Genomic DNA, 19,093 nt, shown 5'->3' with positions numbered 1-19,093 from the left:
GAGGGTTATTACTTCCCCAGCATTCCGTCCCGGAGGCTCTCGTCCACCGGGTTCTTCCCCAGCCACACCGAGAAGAGCGCGTCCGAGAAGTCCTTCCCCTCCACCGAAATCTTCTGCCCGCCCTTGCTCTCGATCGTCGTGCCCTTGCCCGGCACGTACGTCAGTAGCAGCTCGTCCCCCTTCTTCACGTCCGGAATCGCCGACGTGAACGTGTCCAGCCGCTGCTGCAACGCCGGCAGCTTGTCCTTCGAGTTCTTCTTGAACCCGTCGACGATCGCCTCGGTGATCGCCTTCTTGTCCAGGTCGCGCAGCATCGACATGCGCACCCGCTTCATCTGGTCCGACTCGACGACCTGCTGGGCGCTCTGCGACGGGCTCTCCACGTACAGGCCGGCCGCGTACACGTTGAAGACCAGCTTCTTGCGCAGGCCCGCGCCATTGAGCTTCAGCTCCTTCCCCTCGACCTTGAGCGTCTCGGGGAACTGCACGCCCGAGACCTCCTTGGCGGCGGCGGGTAGCGCGAGCACGACGGCCATCACGACGGCGAACAGCGTGGTGTTCTTCATGACCCCTCCTGACAGCGTGGAGGGGCGAACCCTAGCCGTTCTTCCGGACGAACTCCTCCATGAAGGACACCAGCGCCTTCACGTTGTCCACGGTCACCGCGTTGTAGGTGGACGCCCGGATGCCGCCCATCGTCCGGTACCCCTTGAGGCCCACCATGCCCGCCTTCTTCGCCTCGGCCACGAACCGGTCATCCAGCTCCGGCGTGGGCAGCTTGAAGACCACGTTCATGTACGAGCGCGACTCGCGCTCCACCGGCGCGTGGTAGAAGCCCGCGTGCTTGTCGAGCGCCCCATAGAGCAGCTCGCCCTTCTCGCGATTCCACGCCTCCAACCGCGCCAGGCCTCCCACCTGCTTCGCCCAGGCCAACACGTTGCGGCACAGGTAGATGGCCAAGGTCGGCGGCGTGTTGTAGAGCGAGTTGTTTTCCGCGTGGGTCGAGTAGCGGAAGATCTTCGGGATGTCCTTGCGGCCGCGGGCGATGAAGTCCTTGCGCGCCACGGCGATCAGTACGCCCGAGGGGCCGAGGTTCTTCTGCGCCCCCGCGTAGATGAAGGCGAAGCGGCTCACGTCCATGGGCTTCCACAGGAAGTCCGAGCTCATGTCCGCCACCAGCGGGACGTCGCCCACCTCGGGCCAGCGGTGCCACTGCGTGCCGTAGATGGTGTTGTTGCTCGTCAGGTGGACGTAGGCCGCGCGGGGGTCCACCTGCAGCTCGTCCTGGCGGGGCACGCGCACATAGCGCTTGTCCGGCAGCACCGTGGTGGCGGCGATGCGCGCCTGGCCCACCAGCTTCGCCTCCTCGTAGGCCTTCTCGCTCCACACCCCCGTCATCAGGTAGTCCGCGCTGGCGCCCGGGGGCAGGAAGTTCATGGGCACCTGGGCGAACTGCTGCGACGCTCCACCCGTGAGGAACAGCACCTGGTGGGTGTCCGGGATGCCCAACAGCTCGGTGAGCAGGGAGATGGCCTCGTTGTGGACGGACTCGTACTCCTTGCCCCGGTGGCTGTGCTCCATGATGGACATTCCGGAGCCCTGGAAATCCAGCAGCTCCTCCCGCGCACGCTCGAGGGCGGGCAGGGGCAACCCGGCGGGTCCGGCGTTGAAGTTGATGACGCGCATGGTCGAGTCCTCACGAAAATGAACAACCGCCCGGACATTGTGCCCCACGCCCCCCGCAGGGGAAGCGGGAAGAGCGGCGTCCGTCCACCTGGCGGCGTGTGGCCGCCGTGCTACTGGGGGGGTCCATGAGCCGGTTGGGTTCCTCTCGGGAGCTGATGGAATGGGTGGTGCGGGCCATGCGAGGGGAGGCACCCGCCTTCAGCGAGATCTACCGGCGGACCCGGCCCCAGGTGGCCCGGTTGACGGCCGGTTTCGCCCCATTGGACGCGGATGAGGTGGAAGACGTGATTCAGGAGACCTACGTGCGCGCCTTCAGGGCGCTCCCCCGGCTCAAGGAGCCGGCGGCCTTCGAGGCCTGGCTCCTGTCCATCGCCCGCAACCGGGCCCGCACCCGCCTGGAGCGCAAGGGCCAGAAGCGCCGCATGGACGAGGAGATCTCCGATCCCCAGCCGGAGACCGCCTCCGTGGTGCCCGAGGCGCTCCAGCTCGAGCGGGACATGGCCGTGGTGCGCCAGCTCATCGCCGAGCTGCCCGAGGGCGAGGAGAAGAAGACCGTCTACCTCTTCTACGTCGAGGGCCAGCTGTCCGCCCGGGAGATCGCCGAACAGCTCGGGGTGGGCAAGAGCGCCGTGACGATGCGCCTGGAGCGGTTCCGGGCCCGAATCAAGCAGGAGCTGCTCCGGCGCGTGCTCGCCGGACGGTGGGAGTAGTCCGCATGAGACACCTGGATACCGAAGCCCTGCGCGCCCTGACCACCGGTGAGCCGGAGACGGTGGCGTACTTCCGCGAGCACCTGGCCCACCCGTGCGAGGCATGCATGGACTTCCTGGCGAAGACGCCCGGCCCCGGGCTGCTCGATGGGCAGGTGGACGCCCTGTTGCTCCACCTCGCGCCCGCCCGGCAGGAGGCTCCCCGGCTGGACGAGGTGGGTTACGCCCGCGTCCGCCGCGGCCTGCGCGAGCCCGCCCGGCCCTGGAGCAGGGTGGCGGCGGCCCTGGCGGTGGCGGCGGGGCTCGCGGGGCTCGTCGTCCTCACCCGCGCCCAGGTGCGGCCTCCCAGCGAGGTGAAGGGCGCCTGGGATGGGGTGAAGGGCGTGGGCACCCTCGCGCTGGAGACCTCCGTGGTGGCCCGCGAGCCGGATGGCCACCTGCGCCGGATGGATCCGGGCGGCAGCGCCTCGGACCAGGACGTGCTGGTGCTGCGCTACCACGCCACCGAGGCCGGCGAGGCCCTCCTCTTCCAGCGGCGCGCGGACGCCGAGCCCGAGCTGCTCGGCCGCTTCCCCCTCTCCGCCGGTACCCATGAGCTGGAAGGCCCCCAGGGCCTCGTGGGCATCAGCCTGGAGGGCGAGTCCGGCCCCCTCACCCTGTGGCTGGTGGGCTTCCCCTCGGCCCAGGTGCCACCTCCCGAGGAGGTGCGCGAGGCACTCACCCACGGCGACATGGGGGAGCGTCCGGTGCTGGCCATCACCCGGTTCGACCTCCACGTCCGCGGCGGAACAGGGCAGAATCCCAGCCCACGGTGACACGCATCATCTTCACGTTGCTGGCGGTGCTCGCGGCCTGCGCGGGCCCGGGCTCGCTCGAGAAGGGCGACAAGGGCGGACTCGTGTCCGTGAAGGTGGACGAGCGCGCGCTGTCCACGGCCTATGCGCCCCGGCGCCTGGCGCTGCTGGTGGGCGTGTCCCAGTTCCAGGACACGCAGTGGAGGGACCTGCGCTACGCCACCAAGGACGCGGAGGACCTGGCCTCGGCGCTGAGGGACCCGGCGCGCGGCCACTTCGACTCGGTGCGCGTCCTGTCGCGCCCCGAGGAGACGACCCGGGCCGCCATCCTCGCGGCGCTCCGCCAGTTGCGGCAGGAGGCCACGCGGCCGGATGACGTGGTGGTGGTGTACTTCTCCGCGCACGGCACGCTGGCGCGCGACGGCAGGGGCGAGCTCAAGCGCTACCTGGTCACCACGGACGCCTCGTTCCGGGCCATTTCGCAGACGGCACTGCCCATGGACGAGCTGAAGTCCGAGTTCGACCAACTGCCCTCGCGCCGCCGGCTCATGGTGCTGGCCACCTGCCACAGCGGCAGCGGCAAGTCGCTGCTGCCCAAGGAGCTGGAGGCCGAGCTGGCCGGCATCAAGTCGGGCTTCTACGCACGCCCGCTCGAGGAGTCGAGCCGGGCCTCCATGGTGTTCGCCGCCTGCGACTGGGGCGAGACGGCCCGCGAGGACGAGGGGCTGCGCAACGACATCTACACCCACTTCCTCATCGACGGGCTCAACGGCGCGGCGGACCGCAACTCCGACGGCGCCGTCACCGCCACCGAGGCGCATGACCATGCGCGCCGCCGCACCTACGCCTTCACGCAGGGGCGGCAGCGGCCCTCGGCGGAGATCCTCGAGGTGGGAGCGGATCCGGTGGTGCTCTCCGGCCACATCGACCGGACGGGCCGCCCGGAGCTCTTCTCGTACAACCCCCGGCTGGACGGCTTCACGCTGAAGGTGGACGGAGAGTCGCGCACGGAGCTGCCCGGAGGCACCGCGGTACCGCCGGGCCGGCGCACCGTGGAGCTCACCAAGGGGGATGACGTCCTGCTGCGCGAGGTGGTGGACATCGCCGCGGGCGAGCGGCTGCCGCTGGAGCGCCTGCTGTCGGAGACCTTCCCGAGGCGCTCGCTGTCGGTGATGGGAGGCATGTTCTCCTTCGTGGACGCGCGCAGCCGGAACGAGCTGCTGCCCGCCTCGCCGGAGCTGGCGCTGGTGCTGCGGCTGGAGGAGCGCCCGCTGCCGGACCTGAGCCTCGTCTTCGACCTGAGCGGGGGCCGGGGGCGGCAGCACCTCCACCTGGTACCCGGCACCTCGGTGCCCTTCACCTACACCTCGCTGTCCATGGGGGCGGCGGTGCCCTACACGTGGCGGTGGGAGCGGCTGTCGCTTTATGCGGGCCCGCGTGTGGCCGCTTTGTTCCTCCAGCGGTCCTTCCAGACGGAGGCCTTCACCGGTGGGCAGCAGTACTTCACCGTCAGCCCCGGCGTGGTGGGGGGTGTGGCGTGGCGGCTGGGCGAGCGGCTGGAGCTGAGCGCGCAGACGCAGCTGATGGTGACGTACGTGGTGGTGGATGGGCAGGGACAGGCCGTGGGTTTCGCCGGCGGATGGGCCGGAGTGGGATACCGCTTCTGATGCGCCAGATCACCTACAGCGTGCTGATGGCTCTCGCCGTCGTCGTGAGCGCATGCGGGGGTTTCGACAACACCCCCTTCCGGACGGGCACCGTGCGCGGCCAGCTCACCGAGGCCGACCCGGCGGTGGCCCTGGTGTCACTGGTGGGCCGCCCGGAGGTGCGGAGCACCGTGGCCACGGACGGCACCTTCGTGCTGGAGCGCGTGCCGGCCGGCCCGGGCGAGCTCTTCATCGTGGCCTCCGCGAGCAAGGCGGTGCGCCTGCCGGTGGTGGTGCCCGGAGGCGGCTCCGCGCGCCTGGAGGAGGTGGTGCCCCGCGCGGCCGGATTCCTCGAGCTGCGCGTGCACGCACCCGGGCGCCAGCCACTGGTGGAGGGATGGGTGTCCGTGACGGGCATGCCCTTCCAGCGACAGCCCCTCGCGGAGGACGGCACCCTGCGGGTGGGTCCCCTTCCGGAGGGCTGCTACACGCTGGAGGCCTCCGCCACCGGCTTCCCAGTGAGGACGACCGAGACGTGCGTGAAGGAGAGCGAGTCCAAGGAGGTGAGAATCCAGCTGCCCAACTCGGACGGCTCGGGCGATGACGAGGACATCCTCAACCGCGGCTGCGCCACCTCCGGTTGCGAGCACGGCGCCCTGTGCGCCTCGAACGGCCGGTGCGTGGAGTGCCTCTCCAAGGAGCAGTGCGCGCCGGGCCTCACGTGCCGGGACGAGCAGTGCCAGGCTCCACTGCCTCCCGACACCACGGAGCGCGGCCCTTCCCCTCCGTAACGCTCGGCCGACCGCACGGCAGACAACACGAATTCAGTCTCATGATGTGGGAAACCGTGTGACGACAGCCGTCTCTTTGCGACCGCGTTTCAAGCTTGTGCTGTGGATGGATGCCCACCAGGGCACCATCCACGAAGCACGCGCCAGACGTCTGAAAGAGAGTTACGCTAGCGGGCCATGTGGAAGAAAACCTGGCTCATCGGCATCCTGGTGGCAGCGGCCACGCTGTCTGGTTGTTCCTGTGGTCCCAATCCCAACGGTCCCGACGGCGGCATCACGACGGACGGCGGGCCCAATGACAAACCGGATGGTGGTGGCAACGGCGCGGACGGCGGCGACGGGGGTCTTGACGATGATCCCACGCTCGGCTCGCTCTCCATCAGCCCCACCAAGCCGCTGATCGTCGTTTCGGGCAGCACCGCCGCCTCGCAGAAGTTCACGGTCATGGGCACGTACTCCGATGGACGCACGGAGGACGTGACGAGCAAGGCCACCCTCAGCATCGACGATACGCGGCTGGGACTCTTCCTCGGCTCGACCTTCAACTCGAGCACCACCGTGGGTGGTACCAGCTTCGTTCGCGCCCGCATCGGTACCAAGTCCGTCTCCACCGACATCACGGTGAAGCTGGACCAGAAGGTGTCGGACCCCACGGTGCCCAGCGGCTCCACGCCGGTGCCCGCCAACCCGGGAGACCACTTCGGCGGCGCGGTGGATGCCGCGCGCAAGCCGCAGATCGTCTACCCCAACCACGGCGTCATGGTGCCGCCCAACCTGGGTCAGTTGGAGATCCACTTCCTGTCGGGCCCCAGCACCAACTCGCTCTTCGAGCTCCAGTTCACCAACACCATCACCGACGTGCGCGTCTACCTGCGCTGCTACCTGCCCAGCGGTTTCACGCCGCCCTCGGGCGCGGTGCCGTCGGGCCAGCGCGGCTGCATCTACACGCCCGCGGAGAACGTGTGGAAGTTCCTGGCCGAGAGCAACCGCGGTGGTCTGCCGGTGCGGCTCATCGTGCGCGCCACGGACGACACGGGCTCGGGCACGGTGGGCGTCTCCGATCCCATCTCCATCCAGTTCGCCCGCGCGGAGATCAAGGGCGCCCTCTACTACTGGACGACGTCCGGTGGCACCGGCGTGATGCGTTATGACTTCGCCGGGACCGGCGCCGCGACCGCCACGGCCGCGCTCCGGGCCAGCAACATCAACACCAGCGTCAGCTGCGTGGGCTGCCATGCGCTGAGCCGCAACGGCAAGAAGCTGGTGGCCGAGGTGAACGGCCAGAACGACGGCCGGCTCGCGCTGATCGACCTGTCCTCCTTCAATGCCTCCACGGACAAGGTCAACCTGGCGCAGAGTGGCACGAAGCTGAGCAACTTCGAGTCGTGGAACCCGGATGGCACGAAGTTCGTCGGCGTCTACGCCGACAGCGGCTCCAGCCGCTACACGCTGAAGCTCTTCAACGGCGACACCGCCGCCTACGAGGGTGAGATCGCCGGGACCGGCACCTCGACCAACCCCGCCAACCACCCGGACTGGAGCGCGGATGGCAAGACGATCGCCTACATGTCCATGGGCCAGGCTGGCACGAACCAGCGCAGCTTCAAGGGCTCCATCAAGATGGTGACGGAGAAGACGGGCGGCGGCTGGAACGAGCCGGTGACGGTGGTGCCGTCCCAGAGCGGCCGCAACCGCTTCTACCCGGCCATCGCGCCCGACAACTCGTTCCTCGTCTACAACGAGTCCGTGTGCCCCTCCGGTGATGCACACACGGACTGCAACGGCGACACGGACCCGTCCGCCAAGCTGTGGGCCGCGAAGCTGGAGACCAACGCGACGCCGGTGGAGCTGGCCAACGCCAACAAGGGCGGCGTGATGGACAAGACGACGACCAACCTGACCAACAGCTACCCGAAGTGGAGCCCCTTCGTGACGCGCGGCAACAGCGGTGACACCAGCCGGCTCATGTGGGTGACGTTCTCCTCCTCGCGCAAGTACGGCCTGCGCCAGCCCGTCACGGCCTCGGGCGAGAACCCCTGGGGCACCCTGCTGTGGATGGCGGCGGTGGATCCGGACAAGGTGGGCTCGGGTGATCCGTCCTACACGGCCTTCGCCCTGCCCTTCCAGGACATCAACACGTCCAACCACATCGCCCAGTGGGCCAGCTACCTGGTGAGCAACGGGTGCCGCACGGACCAGGAGTCGTGTGGCAGCGGCGCCGGCACCTGCTGCAACGGCCTGCAGTGCGTGCAGCAGAACCAGGATCCGCCCATCCCCTGTAGCGTGGACGGAGCCTGCCTCTGCCAGGCGATCCCCGTGTGCAAGCTGTCCTTCGAGGCGTGCTCGACGGTGGCTCCCTGCTGCGAGGGTCTGCGCTGCCTGGACAACGCCACCGGTGGCGATTGCGCGGGCGGCAGCTGCACCTGCACCCCGCCGTGCTCCGGCTTCGGTCAGGCGTGCGGCGCCGTCTCGGCGTGCTGCGATGGCCTGAAGTGCGTGACCGGCACGAGCGGCAGCAACACCTGCCAGCCGGACATCAAGTAGTGGTACCGGCTCCGGTGCGAACCGGAGCCACCCCCACCGGGTGGAAGCCATCCGCCCGGTGGGGCTTCAAGGCGACAGGACGAGGCCGTCCGCCACGCACGACTCCACCGCGGCGCGGATGTCGGCCTCGGCCACGCCGGTGGCCGCCGAGACCTGGGACGGCGTGAGTCCCTCCAGCGCCATCTTCACCGCCAGCAGCGAGCGGTCGTTCGCGGCCAGGAACATCGTCACCAGCCGCTCCGGGTGACGCCACAGCAGCGCCATCTCCTGCCCCGCCTCCGGCTGTCCCCTCCCCTGCCGCCGCACGTACGCGCAGAGCTGGAAGGGGTGCTCCAGCACCGCCAACGTCGGGTTCACCGTGAGCCGCTCCACCCGCTCCGGCACCGGCTCCAGGGACGTGTACACCGCGAAGTCCGTCCACTCGAAGCGCGCCAGCGCCGGCAGGAAGTCCGGCAGCCCCCGCCGTGCCGCCTCGTCCGCGAGGAAGCCCGGGAAGCCCTCGCCCAGGTGGTTCATCTCGAAGGAGCGCGAGGGACTCGAGGCCTCGTACGCGCGCACCAGCTCCGCCCACCGCGCCGCGTCCACGCCCGCGCGCGTCAGCGGGTAGAGCTTCTCCAGCGTGGACGTCACGTGGTGGCGCACCATCCGCCCGTAGAGCGCCACCCGCGAGCGCGGCGCGTCCCAGCCCGGGTGCGCCGTGTACAGCCGCTCCAGCGCGTCCGGCTCCTGCCGGGTGAGGTACTGCTCCATCGAATCGAAGAAGCCACGCAGCCCCGGTTTCATCGCGACTCCACCTCCGCCAGCACCGCGCGCGCCCGGTCCGCCTCGTCCAGCACCGCCTCCAGCGAGGGGATGTCCTGATCCCACTCCAGCAGCGTGGACACCGGGCCCGTGCGCTCGAGCACGTAGCGGTACAGCGACCACACCTCGTCGCAGACCGGCGCCCCGTGCGTGTCGATGATGACGTCCGGCTGCTGCTCGTGGCCCGCCAGGTGGATCTGCACCACCCGCTCCAGCGGCAGCGCGTCCACGAAGGCCCTCGGGTCATACCCGTGGTTGCGCGCGTTCACGTAGACGTTGTTCACGTCCAGCAGCAGGCCGCAGTCCGCCTCCTCGGCCACGTGCCGCAGGAAGGCCGCCTCGTCCAGGGTGCCCCCCGGCATGAGCGCGTAGTAGCTCGGGTTCTCCAGCAGGAAGGGCCGGCCCACCCGCTCCTGGACCTCGCGCACCCGCGGCACCACGTGCTCCACCGCCTCCTCCGAGAAGGGCAGCGGCAACAGGTCATGCAGGTACGCCCCCCGCAGCCGCGAGTAGCAGAGGTGATCCGAGAAGAAGGGCGCGTCCACCCGCTCCACCAGCGCCTTCAGCCCCGAGAGGTAGTCCTCGGCGAGCGGCTCCGGCCCGCCGATGTTCAGCGCCACCCCGTGCGGCAGCACCGGCCAGCGCTCCACGCACGCATCCAGCGCGCGCCGCGGACGGCCACCCAGGGTGAGGAAGTTCTCGGGGATGATCTCCACCCAGTCCAGGGCGCGGGAAGTCTCCGGGAGGCGCGCGTAGAACTCGCGCCGCAACCCGATGCCCGCCCCGAGCGGCTTCAGTCCATGTCTGCGCGCGTAGCTCACCCGCACCTCGGCTCTTCCAGGAAAACACGGCCATGAAAAGACACGGGCGGCGGGAAGAGGCCCCAGCCGCCCGGAAGACAACCCCGAGACTCCGGGGGCTATTCGTTACTGCGGCTTGGCGCCACCACAGCCGTTGGCGCCGCACTTGTGCTCGCCACCCTTCTCCTCGGTGGTGCCGGCCTTCTGGCCGCTGCACTGGGCCTCGCCGCCCTTCTCCTGGCTGGGGGCCGCGGTGCCCTTGCAGGACGACTCGCTGCCCTTCTCCTCGGAGGCGGCCGCCGCCGGCTTCGTGGTCGCACAGCCCGTGGCGAGCGTGCCGAGGGAGAGGGTTCCAACGATGGCGGCCATGGTCTTGATGTTCATGGTGTGTCCTTTCACTGCGGGGGTGGAACGGATGCGAGAAGCTCGCGCGCTGTCATACGCACGACGGATTTGCCGGTTACAGGCCCCTCACCGCGGGGCCACCAGGGCGTCCCGCAGCGAGCTGTCGCGGGCACCCGCCAACCTGACTCCGTCCGGCGCGGGCTCCACGCCGAGCGCTTCTAACAGAGGCGCCAGCTCGGCCAAAGCAGGCCGGGACAGGTGGCGGGACAGCAGCTCGCGGAAGAGCGGCCGGCCGGCGACGGCATCCACCGCCGCACCGAATGCGTCGAAAGTTGCAGCCGGGCCGGACTCGGCGAGCCGCTCGAGCACATCATCGAGGCTGCGCGTGTTGCCGGTGACGCGGCGCAGCTCCACGTCCAGGTGCAGGGCGACGAGCGCGCCCGTCCAATAGGTGCCCAGATAGGAATCGCCCCGGGTGACGACATCCTCCATGGTCCGCGAGCCCACGGCGCGGCGCGCCCGCTCGAAGCCGGCCAGCAGCTCGGTCCACGCGCGCTCCGGCGTCTGCCTGCCCGAGCGCGCCCGCGCCAGCTCCGTGTAGTAGGTGGCCAGTCCCTCGGACAGCCACGCGACGCGCGGGAGGATGGGCGGATGCGCCAGGTGGAGGAGCTCGTGCACGGCCACCCAGTCGCGCGTGAAGGCGGCCGGCTCCGCGTCCTGGCCCACCAGCAGCGAGATGCTCGGCGGCGTGCTCCACAGCACCATGCCGAAGGGAACGGGCTCCTCGCGTGCCGGCACGGTGACGAGGCTCACGGTGGCGCGCGGGTACGGGAAGGAGTGCCGCACCGTCAGCACCTCGCGAGCGGACCGCTCCAGCCACGCACAGAGGGCCGCGTCGTCCATGTGTGACGGGCGGCCGAGCACCGCCACCTCCAGCACGCCCCCCGGCAGGCGCACCGTGCACCGCCGTCCGCCGAAGGCATGGAAGCCCGAGTTCACCAGATCATCGCCGCTCAGCTGGTAGATCCCGTTCGCGCCCGGCGCCCAGGGCAGCAGCGCGTCCACCCCCTCCACCACGAGCTCCGCGCGCGACTCCGGGCCCACCGAGCGCGGGCGCAGCAGCCAGGCGCGGCCCGCGACATGCCACGCATCCCCCTCGCCCAGGCCGGAGAAGAAGCCCGCGTGCCTTCCACGGGCCCTCGCGTCCAGCGGGTAGCGGTAGCGCAACGAGCGGGTGTCCGGCGGCACGAGGACGTGGCCCTCGGCGGACACCGGCAGCTCGCGCTCCGAGCCATCCCGTCCGAGAACGCGCACCCGCTCGACGCCGCCCGGCTGGGAGAAGAGGAAGTCACGCGGAGCCCCCTCCCCCACCCGGACGAGCCCCACCTCCAGGGCGTGCCGGGGCTCGCGGACATAGGTGACGTGGTAGCGCAACAGGCCCGACTCCTCGCGGGGAGGCGGCGGACGCACGGGGAGACAGGAGCACAGCGCCCCGAGCAGGGCGGCCCATGCCACGAGGGAGAGACCCGGCCTAAGTGGAGGCATCGTGAACCCCTTGGACTCCGGGTGAAGCGCGAGCACGGAGGGAGACCCGCCCTCGGGTTTCCTGTCCCCCACCCGACCTTCCAGCCCCTCCGACGCACCGTCCCCGTGTTGGTAAACGCTATAGGTAAAATCTTGACAACCCGCGGCCTGTCCTGTGCTACTAGACGCGGCATCACACATCAAGCTCTGTAAAATCAACAACTTACCCGCTATTGAACACGCGGGGACGTGAGGCGGGGCCCTCCAGGGTTCCTTCGAGAACAGGGGGACCCGCCCCCGAAAACGTTGATTGCAAATCGGTAAAAGCCTCCGCACAGTGGCCGTGTCGGAGGGATTGGGTAGTGGGAGTGACACCTCCCCTCCAGGACGCGCAGAGATGAACGAGAACGCACTCAACGCGAACGTGGGCCTGAAGCTGCGCAGTCTGAGGCTCGCGCGGAACATCAAGCAGACGGACGCGGCGAAGGACCTGGGGGTCTCCCCGGCGTACCTGAACCTCATCGAGAAGGGCAAACGGGTGATGCCCTTCCCGCTGCTGTGGAAGGCCCTGCGCTACTTCGATCAGGACCCCGAGCAGTTCATGTCCACGCTCGGAGAGGGCCGGGTGGACGAGGCGCTCGCGAAGCTGCTGGACGAGCCGCTGCTCAAGAGCCTCGACATCGATCCCGAGTCGCTGCAGAGCCTGTCGGCCGAGCCGAAGCTGGCGGGCACGGTGGCGGCGCTCTTCAACCTCTACAAGAACACGCGCACCCAACTGGAGAACGTGCTGGCGCAGCTCAACGCCGAGGAGCAGGCACGCACACAGGCAGTGCCGGGCAGCTCGTCCGGAGCGGGCCTGCGCTTCGACTACTCGCCCTTCGACGAGGTGAGCGACTTCCTCCAGACGCACCACAACTACTTCCCCGAGCTGGAGGAGCAGGCCGAGGCGCTGCGGCGCGACTTCAAGCTGGGACGCCTGCTCACCAGCCAGCAGCTGGTGCCGCTGCTGGAGGAGCGCTTCGGCTACCGGGTGCGCTTCGAGTCCGCGGTCAGCGGCTCCTCGGTGGTGCGCCGGTTCGATCCCGAGACCCAGGAGCTCATCCTCTCGCCGGACCTGACGGAGCAGCCGCTCAAGTTCCAGCTCGCCGCGTCCATCGGCCTGATGGTGCTGGATCGGGAGAAGCTGGTGGAGCGGATTGTCGGCGCGATGCGCACGCGGCACGCGGAGACGCATCGGCTCATCAAGGTGAACCTGGCCAACTACTTCGCCGGCGCGCTGATGCTGCCGTACGGGGACTTCTTCAAGGAGGTGGAGCGCACGCGCTACGACGTGGAGCTGCTCTCCAACCTCTTCGGCACCACGTACGAGACGGTGGCGCACCGCCTGTGCAACCTGTCGGATCCCAAGCGCAAGGGCCTGCCCTTCCACTTCCTGCGCTCGGACATCGCCGGCAACATCTCCAAGCGCTACAGCGGCACCGGCATCAAGTTCGCCACGGGCGGCGGCTCGTGCGGCAAGTGGGCCGTGCACCTGGCCTTCCTCAATCCGTCGCAGATTACCCGGCAGTACTCGATGATGCCGGACGGCACCTCGTACTTCTGCTTCGCCAAGGTGCAGCTGCAGCCGATTGAGGGCTCCATCGTGCGCGGCACGGCCTATTCGATTGGCCTGGGGACGCACGCGGAGAACGCCAAGTACCTGGCGTACGGGCTGCCCACCACGGATCTGCGCAAGGACGCGGTGCCGAGCGGCATCTCGTGCCGCTTCTGCGAGCGCACCGACTGCAACCAGCGCGCGGCGGCCAGCTATCGCTTCGCGTTCTCCTTCGACGAATACACCAAGAAGGATTGCTTCTTCTCGCCCCTGCTGGTGCACGAGGCCGGGCGCGGCAATGGCGAGCACCGCAACGGAAACGGGGACCCGGGCCGTGCGGATTCGCTGGACAAGCAGCCCCGGCGACGCAACAAGGGCGAGGAGCACTGAGCCCCACCATGAGCCTCTCCGATTCCGAACGCGCCCACATCCAAGAAGCCCTGAAGACCCAGCGCAACGCGCTCGCCGTGACGCGCATCACCGGAGACCCCGGGGAGATTGGCAAGGGGCTGGTGCACCTGGCCGAGCTGCACGGCATGCTCGAGGACCATGCCGAGAGCCGGCGCCACTACGAGGAGGCGCTGGGCTACTTCGAGACGGCCAAGGACAAGTACGGCCAGGCGCAGGCGCTCTTCGGGTTGGGGGTGGTGAGCGCCAACTTCGAGGACCACCGGCGCGCCATCGAGCACATCGCCGGAGCCACGGCGCTCTTCAACGAGCTGAAGGATCAGGAGAACGAGGCACTGTGCCGAGCGGCCATCGGCGAGTCGCTGCGCTCCCTGGGCCAGGCGAAAGCAGCCGAGGAGAAGTACCAGGAGGCGCTGCTGCTGTACCGGCAGGCGAAGAACGGGCCGCGGATTGCCCAGCTGCTGCTGGACATTGGCGACATCCGCATGGAGGCGGGTGAGTACGAGGCGGCGCGCAAGCGCTTCGCCGAGGCACTGCCCCTGCTGGAGAAGGAAGAGGATCCGGAGCCGCTGGCGCTGTGCCGGCTGCTGCTGGGCGAGGCCGAGGGCCTGCTGGGCAACCATGAGGCGGCGCGTCCGCACCTGCACGCGGCGGCGGAGCTGTACGAGCAGCTGCACGATCACGCCTACGAGGCGCGGGCGCGGTGGGACCTGAGCATCGCGTGCACCTTCGTGCAGGACTGGAAGACGGCGCGCGCCGAGATCGAGGCGGTGATTCCGCTCTTCGAGGAGCAGGGACGCGCCGACGACGTGGCCAAGGCCCGGAAGGTGCTGGCCCACTTCGACGCGCGCGGGGTGTGAAATCCACTTCTACGTACGTAGAAGTGAGCCCCACTCTTCAGGCGTGGAGTCCCGCGCCCACGGCCACCGCGAGCAGTCCCAGCACTCCGGCGGCGTAGAGCGCGTACTTCCACTCGCCCCGGAGGCCCAGGCTGGTGCCGGCCACCACCAGCCGCACCACCGGCGTCACCAGCAGTGCCGAGGCCGCGCTCTTGCGCAGCACGTCGATGGCCACGTGCACGGTCTCGGAGTGGGGCAGGAACTCCAGCCCCAGGGACGCGAGGAAGAGCGCTCCGCTACAGAGGGCGCCCCCTCGGAGGAGCCGCGAAATCCACTGCTCGCCCGCCTCCGCGCGCCTGGCGCGCGCCGGAGTGTCCGCCACCCCCGGAATGACGGGCACCTCGGAGGTCGCTCGATTCAGTGGAGGTGCCGTCTTCGCTCGGACGGAATCCTCCAGGTTGATGGGAATGGCCCCCGTCACCACGGAGGATGCTGCATGGGTCATTTTGGCAGAATCGGCCACAGTCCCTCCCCCCCCTTCCACAGCATCTGGGCCGCCACCACCAGCAGCACCAGAGCGAACAACCGCCGCAACACCGAGGTGGGCACACGCGGCATCAGCCGGCTGCCCACGGACGCACCCGCCAGCACCCCCACCACCAGCGGCGCCACCAGGTCGAGCTTCACGTGCCCGCGCCAGGCGTAGGCGGCCACGCTCGCCGCCCCCGTCACGCCGATCATGAGATTGCTGGTGGCGCTGGCCACCTTGAAGGGCACCCCCATGCCGTAGCTCATCAGGGGCACCTTGAGCGGACCCCCGCCCACCCCCAGCAGCGCCGACAGGCTCCCGGCCACGAAGGAGCCGGAGATGCCCAGCGGGTAGTTGGTGGGCACGTACGTCTCGGGACACTGCTCCGGCCGCGGGCTCGCCAGCAGCATCTGCGCCGACACGTAGAGGGTGAAGAGGCCGAACACCAGGGCCACCCACGCCGGGGCCAGCAGGCCCGCCACCAGCCCTCCGACGATGGCCCCCATCACCGTGGCCAGCTCCAGCGTCAGCCCGAGGCGGATGTCACTGAGCCGACGCTCCACGTAGCTGGCCGCCGCGCCACAGGAGCTGGCCACCACACACATGAGGCTCGCGGGGACGGCGTCCTCCAGCGGAACCTTGAAGCCCAGCACCAGGGTGGGGACGAGGATGACCCCTCCACCTACACCCAGCAGTGCGCCCGTGAGTCCCGCGAGGACACCGGCGGATATCAAGAGGAGAAGCGTCATACCCACGAAGAGGATAGGGGCCGCCTCGCGGATCGGATAGCGGCATTCCCCTTGACGTCCGATGCTCGATCGGCCGGTTGCTCTTCGTGCGGCGAGCGCCTATGCGGCGCATGCACCAATGGTGCCTTCGGGGAACTCCTGGAGGAAACGCGCGCGGGCACGCGGAGTGAAGATGCCGCGCGCCATGTACGCCAGCAGACGCCGCAACACCGCGCGGGCCTGTTCCACCGCGAGCTCCACCTCGGCGGCGAAGTCGAACGAGTCGTTGCGGTACAGCTCCTGGAAGCTGAGCTGTGACCAGGCAGGCAGGGCGCGCATCCGCCCCAGGGGGCTGGAGAGATAGAGCCCCGCGAGGTAGAGGCCCCGCGCCCACCCGTCCAACTGTTGTTTGGTGGGCGCTTGCTGCAGCGTCTCCTGCGAGGCCAGCCGCACCAGCTCGTAGATGCCGCGGCCGATGCCCTTCACCGGGAAGCCAGCGCTCTTGGTCACCTCGAACTTCGCGCGCAGGCGTGGACTGCCCACCAGGTCCACCCCGTGCAGCTCGCGCAGGTAGAAGAGCGTCTGCGTCCATTCGATCTGCCGGTGTGCCGCGAGCGCGTGCTCGCCCCGGCGCCGGTGGCGCACCACCAGACTGTCCACCCGTGGATGGAGCGCGCGATCCAGGGACAGGTGGGTGAAGTAGCCGGCCAGCAGCGCCAGCCCGGCCTCGGTGCCCACCAGCGCGCCGGCGGCCACGAGCTCGGCCATCTTCAGGCCCATGCCCACGGGCGCCTTCTCATGGTACAGCCGCGCGAAATGGGGCCACTCCTGCCCCGAGTAGCAGGCGCTCAGTCCGCCCCGGACGCCCTCGCACAGGGGCAGGTCCGGCAGCGCCGCGCCGAAGCGCGCATAGGCCAGGTCCTCGGTCAGGGCCCGCGCGAAGTCCTCGGGCAGGTCTCCCGGGTTGGCCGCCAGTCTTTCGATCGCCGTGAGGTGCAGCAGCAACGAAGGCATGGGCCACGACGTAGCCACCCGGCGGCGTCCATGCAATGACGGAATGCTCGACCGTTCTTGCCTGAAACACTCATGGCGCTACAGTCGCGACCCCCTATTTCCAGGAGCCCGTGTGAACTACAGCTTCATCTCCGGCGAGGCCGCCCGCGCGAGCGGCGAGCTGCTCGTGATTCCCCTCTTCGAAGGCGAGACCGGGGACAAGCCGCCCGCGCCGCTGGCCGGTGTGGACACCGCCTTCGAGGGCCGGCTGCTCACCGCCGCCACCCAGGAGGGCTTCAAGGGCAAGGGCGAGCAGACCTTCGTGATGCACGCGCACGGCAAGCTCGAGGCCGAGCGCGTGCTGTTGCTGGGCCTGGGCTCGCGCAACAAGTACAACCCCGAGGTGCTGCGTCTGGCGGCGGGCCGTGCCGCGAAGACGGCCCAGCGGCTCAAGGTGCGCACGCTCGTGTTCTCCGTGCCCGAGACGCAGGACGCCATCACCGCCCTGCGCGCCGTGGTGGAGGGCCTGGAGCTGGGTGCCTACCGCTTCGAGCGCTACAAGTCCTCGGCCAAGGAGGAGAAGAACGCGCCCAGGCTGAGCACGGTGCGGCTGGCGCTGTCCGGTGGCGTGGAGAAGACGAAGGAGCACGATCAGGCGGTGGCGCTCGCGCAGCGCGTGGCCGAGGCCACCAACTGGGCGCGCGACCTGGTCAACGAGCCTCCCAACGTCGTCAACCCGGAGGCGCTCGCCCGGGCCGCGCAGGAGATGGCGAAGGAGGCCGGCATCAAGATCACCGTGGGCGGCCGCAAGGAGATCGAGCGGCTGAAGATGGGCATGTTCCTCGGGGTGGCGCAGGGCAGCATCAACGAGCCCAGGCTCATCCACGTGGAGTACACGCCGAAGAACGCGAAGCACGCCAAGAACGCCCCGGTGGCGCTGGTGGGCAAGGCGATCACCTTCGACTCGGGCGGCCTGTCGCTCAAGCCCTCCGACTCCATGATCGAGATGAAGACGGACATGGCCGGCTCGGCCGCGGTGCTGGGCGCCATGCGCGTCATCGCCGCGCTCAAGCCGCCCTTCCCCGTGCACGCCTTCATCGGCTCCTGCGAGAACATGCCCTCGGGCAACTCGTACCGGCCCGGCGACATCCTCACGTCGCGTCTGGGCAAGACGGTGGAGATCACCAACACGGACGCCGAGGGCCGCCTGGTGCTCGGTGACGTGATGGCGTGGGCCACCGAGCACAAGCCGGCGGTGCTGATCGATCTGGCCACGCTCACCGGCGCGTGCGTCGTCGCCCTGGGCAACTACATCGTGGGTGCCTTCGGCGATCACGACGGCACGATGAACGACGTGCTGGACGCGGCGCGCGCGGCGGGCGAGGAGATGTGGCGTCTGCCGGTGAGCGAGCTGCAGAAGGACGCGCTGCGCTCGGAGGTGGCGGACATGAAGAACTCCGGCGAGCGCTGGGGCGGCTCCATCAACGCGGCCCTCTTCCTCAAGGAGTTCGTCGGTGACACGCCGTGGGTGCACCTGGACATCGCCGGCCCGTCGGTGAGCCCCAAGGAGCGGGGCTACCTGGGCAAGGGCGGCACGGGCGTGGGCGTGCGCACGCTGGTGGAGTACGTGCGGCGCCGCGCCAGCCAGCTGGAGGGGAGCGAGGCCACCGAGGCTCCCTCCTCCAAGCCGGCGCGCGGCGGCAAGTCCAAGGCCTGAGCCGGACTCAGGTCTGCTCGGGGGCGATGGGCAGCGGGCGGACGCTCTCGAAGAGGGCGTTCACCACCTGCGGCACGTCGTCCGGCGCGGTGGCCGGCCAGGTGGCGAGCATCATGAAGACGCGGTCGGCGCCGCCGTCGCGCACCACCACCCGCCCCCGCACGTTGTCACCGACGGAGAAGTGGAAGCCCACGGCGCTGTCGGACATGGGCAGCGGCTCGGGCTCGCTGGTGACGAAACCGGGCTGGCTGCGCAGGCCCATCGTCAGCCGCTCGGCGAACTGGGCGGGCGAGGCCACTGCGGGCGCCACCTGCAGCACCACCTGCGCGCCGCTGCTGGAGTCTCTCAGGACGACGGGGATGGCGAGCCCCTCGGGGGTCTGCTCGTCCGTCTGATCCAACTGCCACGTCCCGCCGGGCTGGATGAGCTCGAAGCCCATCGTCTGGTCCACATAGCGCCGGGAAGCCAGGTCCTCGGCGTCCATGGATTGATGCTGGGCCGACACACCGGAACCACCCGTCCCCGGCCCGGAGGGCTCACGCACCGCCTGCTTCGCCCCGCTGCACGCCGTGCACAGCGCGAGCAAGCCCCACCCCAACAACCGCCTTGCGTCCATGTGTTCTCCCCCGGCCGGATGGCCTTGG

The 19,093-nt window shown here is 69.6% G+C and carries 18 protein-coding genes; 8 read left to right on the top strand and 10 right to left on the bottom strand.

Features of this window, described 5'->3' with window-relative positions; translation table 11 throughout:
- Positions 1-8: 8 nt before the first annotated feature.
- Together Q664_RS17100 and serC are read right to left on the bottom strand one after the other, a co-directional pair.
- On the bottom strand, positions 9-566 hold the full coding sequence (locus Q664_RS17100) for a chalcone isomerase family protein (RefSeq protein ID WP_043396018.1): 558 nt from the start codon (positions 564-566) through the stop codon (positions 9-11).
- A 31-nt stretch (positions 567-597) separates the two neighbouring features.
- Entirely contained in the window at positions 598-1,686 is a 1,089-nt protein-coding gene (gene serC, locus Q664_RS17095; protein WP_043396015.1) for a 3-phosphoserine/phosphohydroxythreonine transaminase, read from the bottom strand.
- A gap of 125 nt (positions 1,687-1,811) precedes the next feature.
- Here serC and Q664_RS17090 point away from each other — a divergent pair, with 125 nt between their 5' ends.
- The 5 genes from Q664_RS17090 (at position 1,812) to Q664_RS17070 (ending at position 8,171) form a co-directional block, all read left to right on the top strand.
- Positions 1,812-2,396 (top strand): RNA polymerase sigma factor, encoded by a 585-nt coding sequence (locus Q664_RS17090; RefSeq protein ID WP_052518252.1) that lies wholly within the window; start codon positions 1,812-1,814, stop codon positions 2,394-2,396.
- A 5-nt stretch (positions 2,397-2,401) separates the two neighbouring features.
- Positions 2,402-3,211 (top strand): hypothetical protein, encoded by an 810-nt coding sequence (locus Q664_RS17085; RefSeq protein WP_043396010.1) that lies wholly within the window; start codon positions 2,402-2,404, stop codon positions 3,209-3,211.
- The gene (locus Q664_RS17080) at positions 3,208-4,857 is read left to right on the top strand and encodes a caspase family protein (RefSeq protein WP_043396007.1); all 1,650 of its coding nucleotides are present in this window, start codon (positions 3,208-3,210) and stop codon (positions 4,855-4,857) included. The genes Q664_RS17085 and Q664_RS17080 overlap by 4 nt, the downstream gene beginning before the upstream one ends.
- Complete coding sequence (locus Q664_RS17075) at positions 4,857-5,627, top strand: hypothetical protein (protein ID WP_052518251.1); 771 nt, start codon at positions 4,857-4,859, stop codon at positions 5,625-5,627. Before Q664_RS17080 ends, Q664_RS17075 begins: the two co-directional genes overlap by 1 nt.
- Positions 5,628-5,804: 177 nt before the next feature.
- On the top strand, positions 5,805-8,171 hold the full coding sequence (locus tag Q664_RS17070; protein ID WP_043396004.1) for a hypothetical protein: 2,367 nt from the start codon (positions 5,805-5,807) through the stop codon (positions 8,169-8,171).
- Between the two features lie 66 nt (positions 8,172-8,237).
- On the opposite strand, the gene Q664_RS17065 is transcribed toward Q664_RS17070, so the two are convergent.
- The 4 genes from Q664_RS17065 to Q664_RS17050 all read right to left on the bottom strand — a co-directional run bounded on the left by Q664_RS17065 (position 8,238) and on the right by Q664_RS17050 (position 11,632).
- Complete coding sequence (locus Q664_RS17065) at positions 8,238-8,954, bottom strand: HvfC/BufC N-terminal domain-containing protein (protein ID WP_043396001.1); 717 nt, start codon at positions 8,952-8,954, stop codon at positions 8,238-8,240.
- Positions 8,951-9,799, bottom strand: coding sequence for an MNIO family bufferin maturase (gene bufB, locus Q664_RS17060; RefSeq protein WP_043395999.1), 849 nt, complete (start codon positions 9,797-9,799; stop codon positions 8,951-8,953). The genes Q664_RS17065 and bufB overlap by 4 nt, the downstream gene beginning before the upstream one ends.
- A 99-nt stretch (positions 9,800-9,898) precedes the next feature.
- Positions 9,899-10,156 carry a hypothetical protein gene (locus Q664_RS52205; RefSeq protein WP_052518250.1) on the bottom strand — a complete coding sequence of 86 codons (258 nt, stop codon included), beginning with the start codon at positions 10,154-10,156 and terminating at the stop codon, positions 9,899-9,901.
- Between the two features lie 87 nt (positions 10,157-10,243).
- Positions 10,244-11,632, bottom strand: coding sequence for a M61 metallopeptidase family protein (locus Q664_RS17050; RefSeq protein ID WP_160174425.1), 1,389 nt, complete (start codon positions 11,630-11,632; stop codon positions 10,244-10,246).
- A 406-nt stretch (positions 11,633-12,038) separates the two neighbouring features.
- On the opposite strand from Q664_RS17050, the gene Q664_RS17045 reads away from it, so the two are divergent.
- Both Q664_RS17045 and Q664_RS17040 read left to right on the top strand, forming a co-directional pair.
- A complete protein-coding gene (locus Q664_RS17045) occupies positions 12,039-13,625 on the top strand; it encodes a helix-turn-helix domain-containing protein (protein ID WP_043395996.1) in 1,587 nt (528 codons plus the stop codon).
- Positions 13,626-13,633: 8 nt separating this feature from the next.
- The gene (locus Q664_RS17040; RefSeq protein WP_043395993.1) at positions 13,634-14,503 is read left to right on the top strand and encodes a tetratricopeptide repeat protein; all 870 of its coding nucleotides are present in this window, start codon (positions 13,634-13,636) and stop codon (positions 14,501-14,503) included.
- Between the two features lie 37 nt (positions 14,504-14,540).
- On the opposite strand, the gene Q664_RS17035 is transcribed toward Q664_RS17040, so the two are convergent.
- The 3 genes from Q664_RS17035 to Q664_RS17025 form a co-directional block, all read right to left on the bottom strand.
- Positions 14,541-14,987, bottom strand: a complete 447-nt coding sequence (locus tag Q664_RS17035) for a hypothetical protein (RefSeq protein ID WP_075207455.1) — start codon at positions 14,985-14,987, stop codon at positions 14,541-14,543.
- A complete protein-coding gene (locus Q664_RS17030; protein WP_043395988.1) occupies positions 14,984-15,760 on the bottom strand; it encodes a sulfite exporter TauE/SafE family protein in 777 nt (258 codons plus the stop codon). The genes Q664_RS17035 and Q664_RS17030 overlap by 4 nt, the downstream gene beginning before the upstream one ends.
- Positions 15,761-15,859: 99 nt before the next feature.
- Complete coding sequence (locus Q664_RS17025) at positions 15,860-16,753, bottom strand: zinc dependent phospholipase C family protein (protein ID WP_043395985.1); 894 nt, start codon at positions 16,751-16,753, stop codon at positions 15,860-15,862.
- A 112-nt stretch (positions 16,754-16,865) separates the two neighbouring features.
- Between Q664_RS17025 and Q664_RS17020 the strand changes: the two genes are divergently transcribed.
- Entirely contained in the window at positions 16,866-18,449 is a 1,584-nt protein-coding gene (locus Q664_RS17020; RefSeq protein WP_043395982.1) for a leucyl aminopeptidase, read from the top strand.
- A gap of 7 nt (positions 18,450-18,456) precedes the next feature.
- On the opposite strand, the gene Q664_RS17015 is transcribed toward Q664_RS17020, so the two are convergent.
- On the bottom strand, positions 18,457-19,065 hold the full coding sequence (locus tag Q664_RS17015; RefSeq protein WP_043395978.1) for a hypothetical protein: 609 nt from the start codon (positions 19,063-19,065) through the stop codon (positions 18,457-18,459).
- Between the last annotated feature and the right edge of the window lie 28 nt (positions 19,066-19,093).

It is taken from the genome of Archangium violaceum Cb vi76, from assembly GCF_000733295.1.
GTDB lineage: Bacteria > Myxococcota > Myxococcia > Myxococcales > Myxococcaceae > Archangium > Archangium violaceum.
Note: the sequence above shows the minus strand (reverse complement) of the source record. Positions and strands in the feature narration are given on the sequence as shown.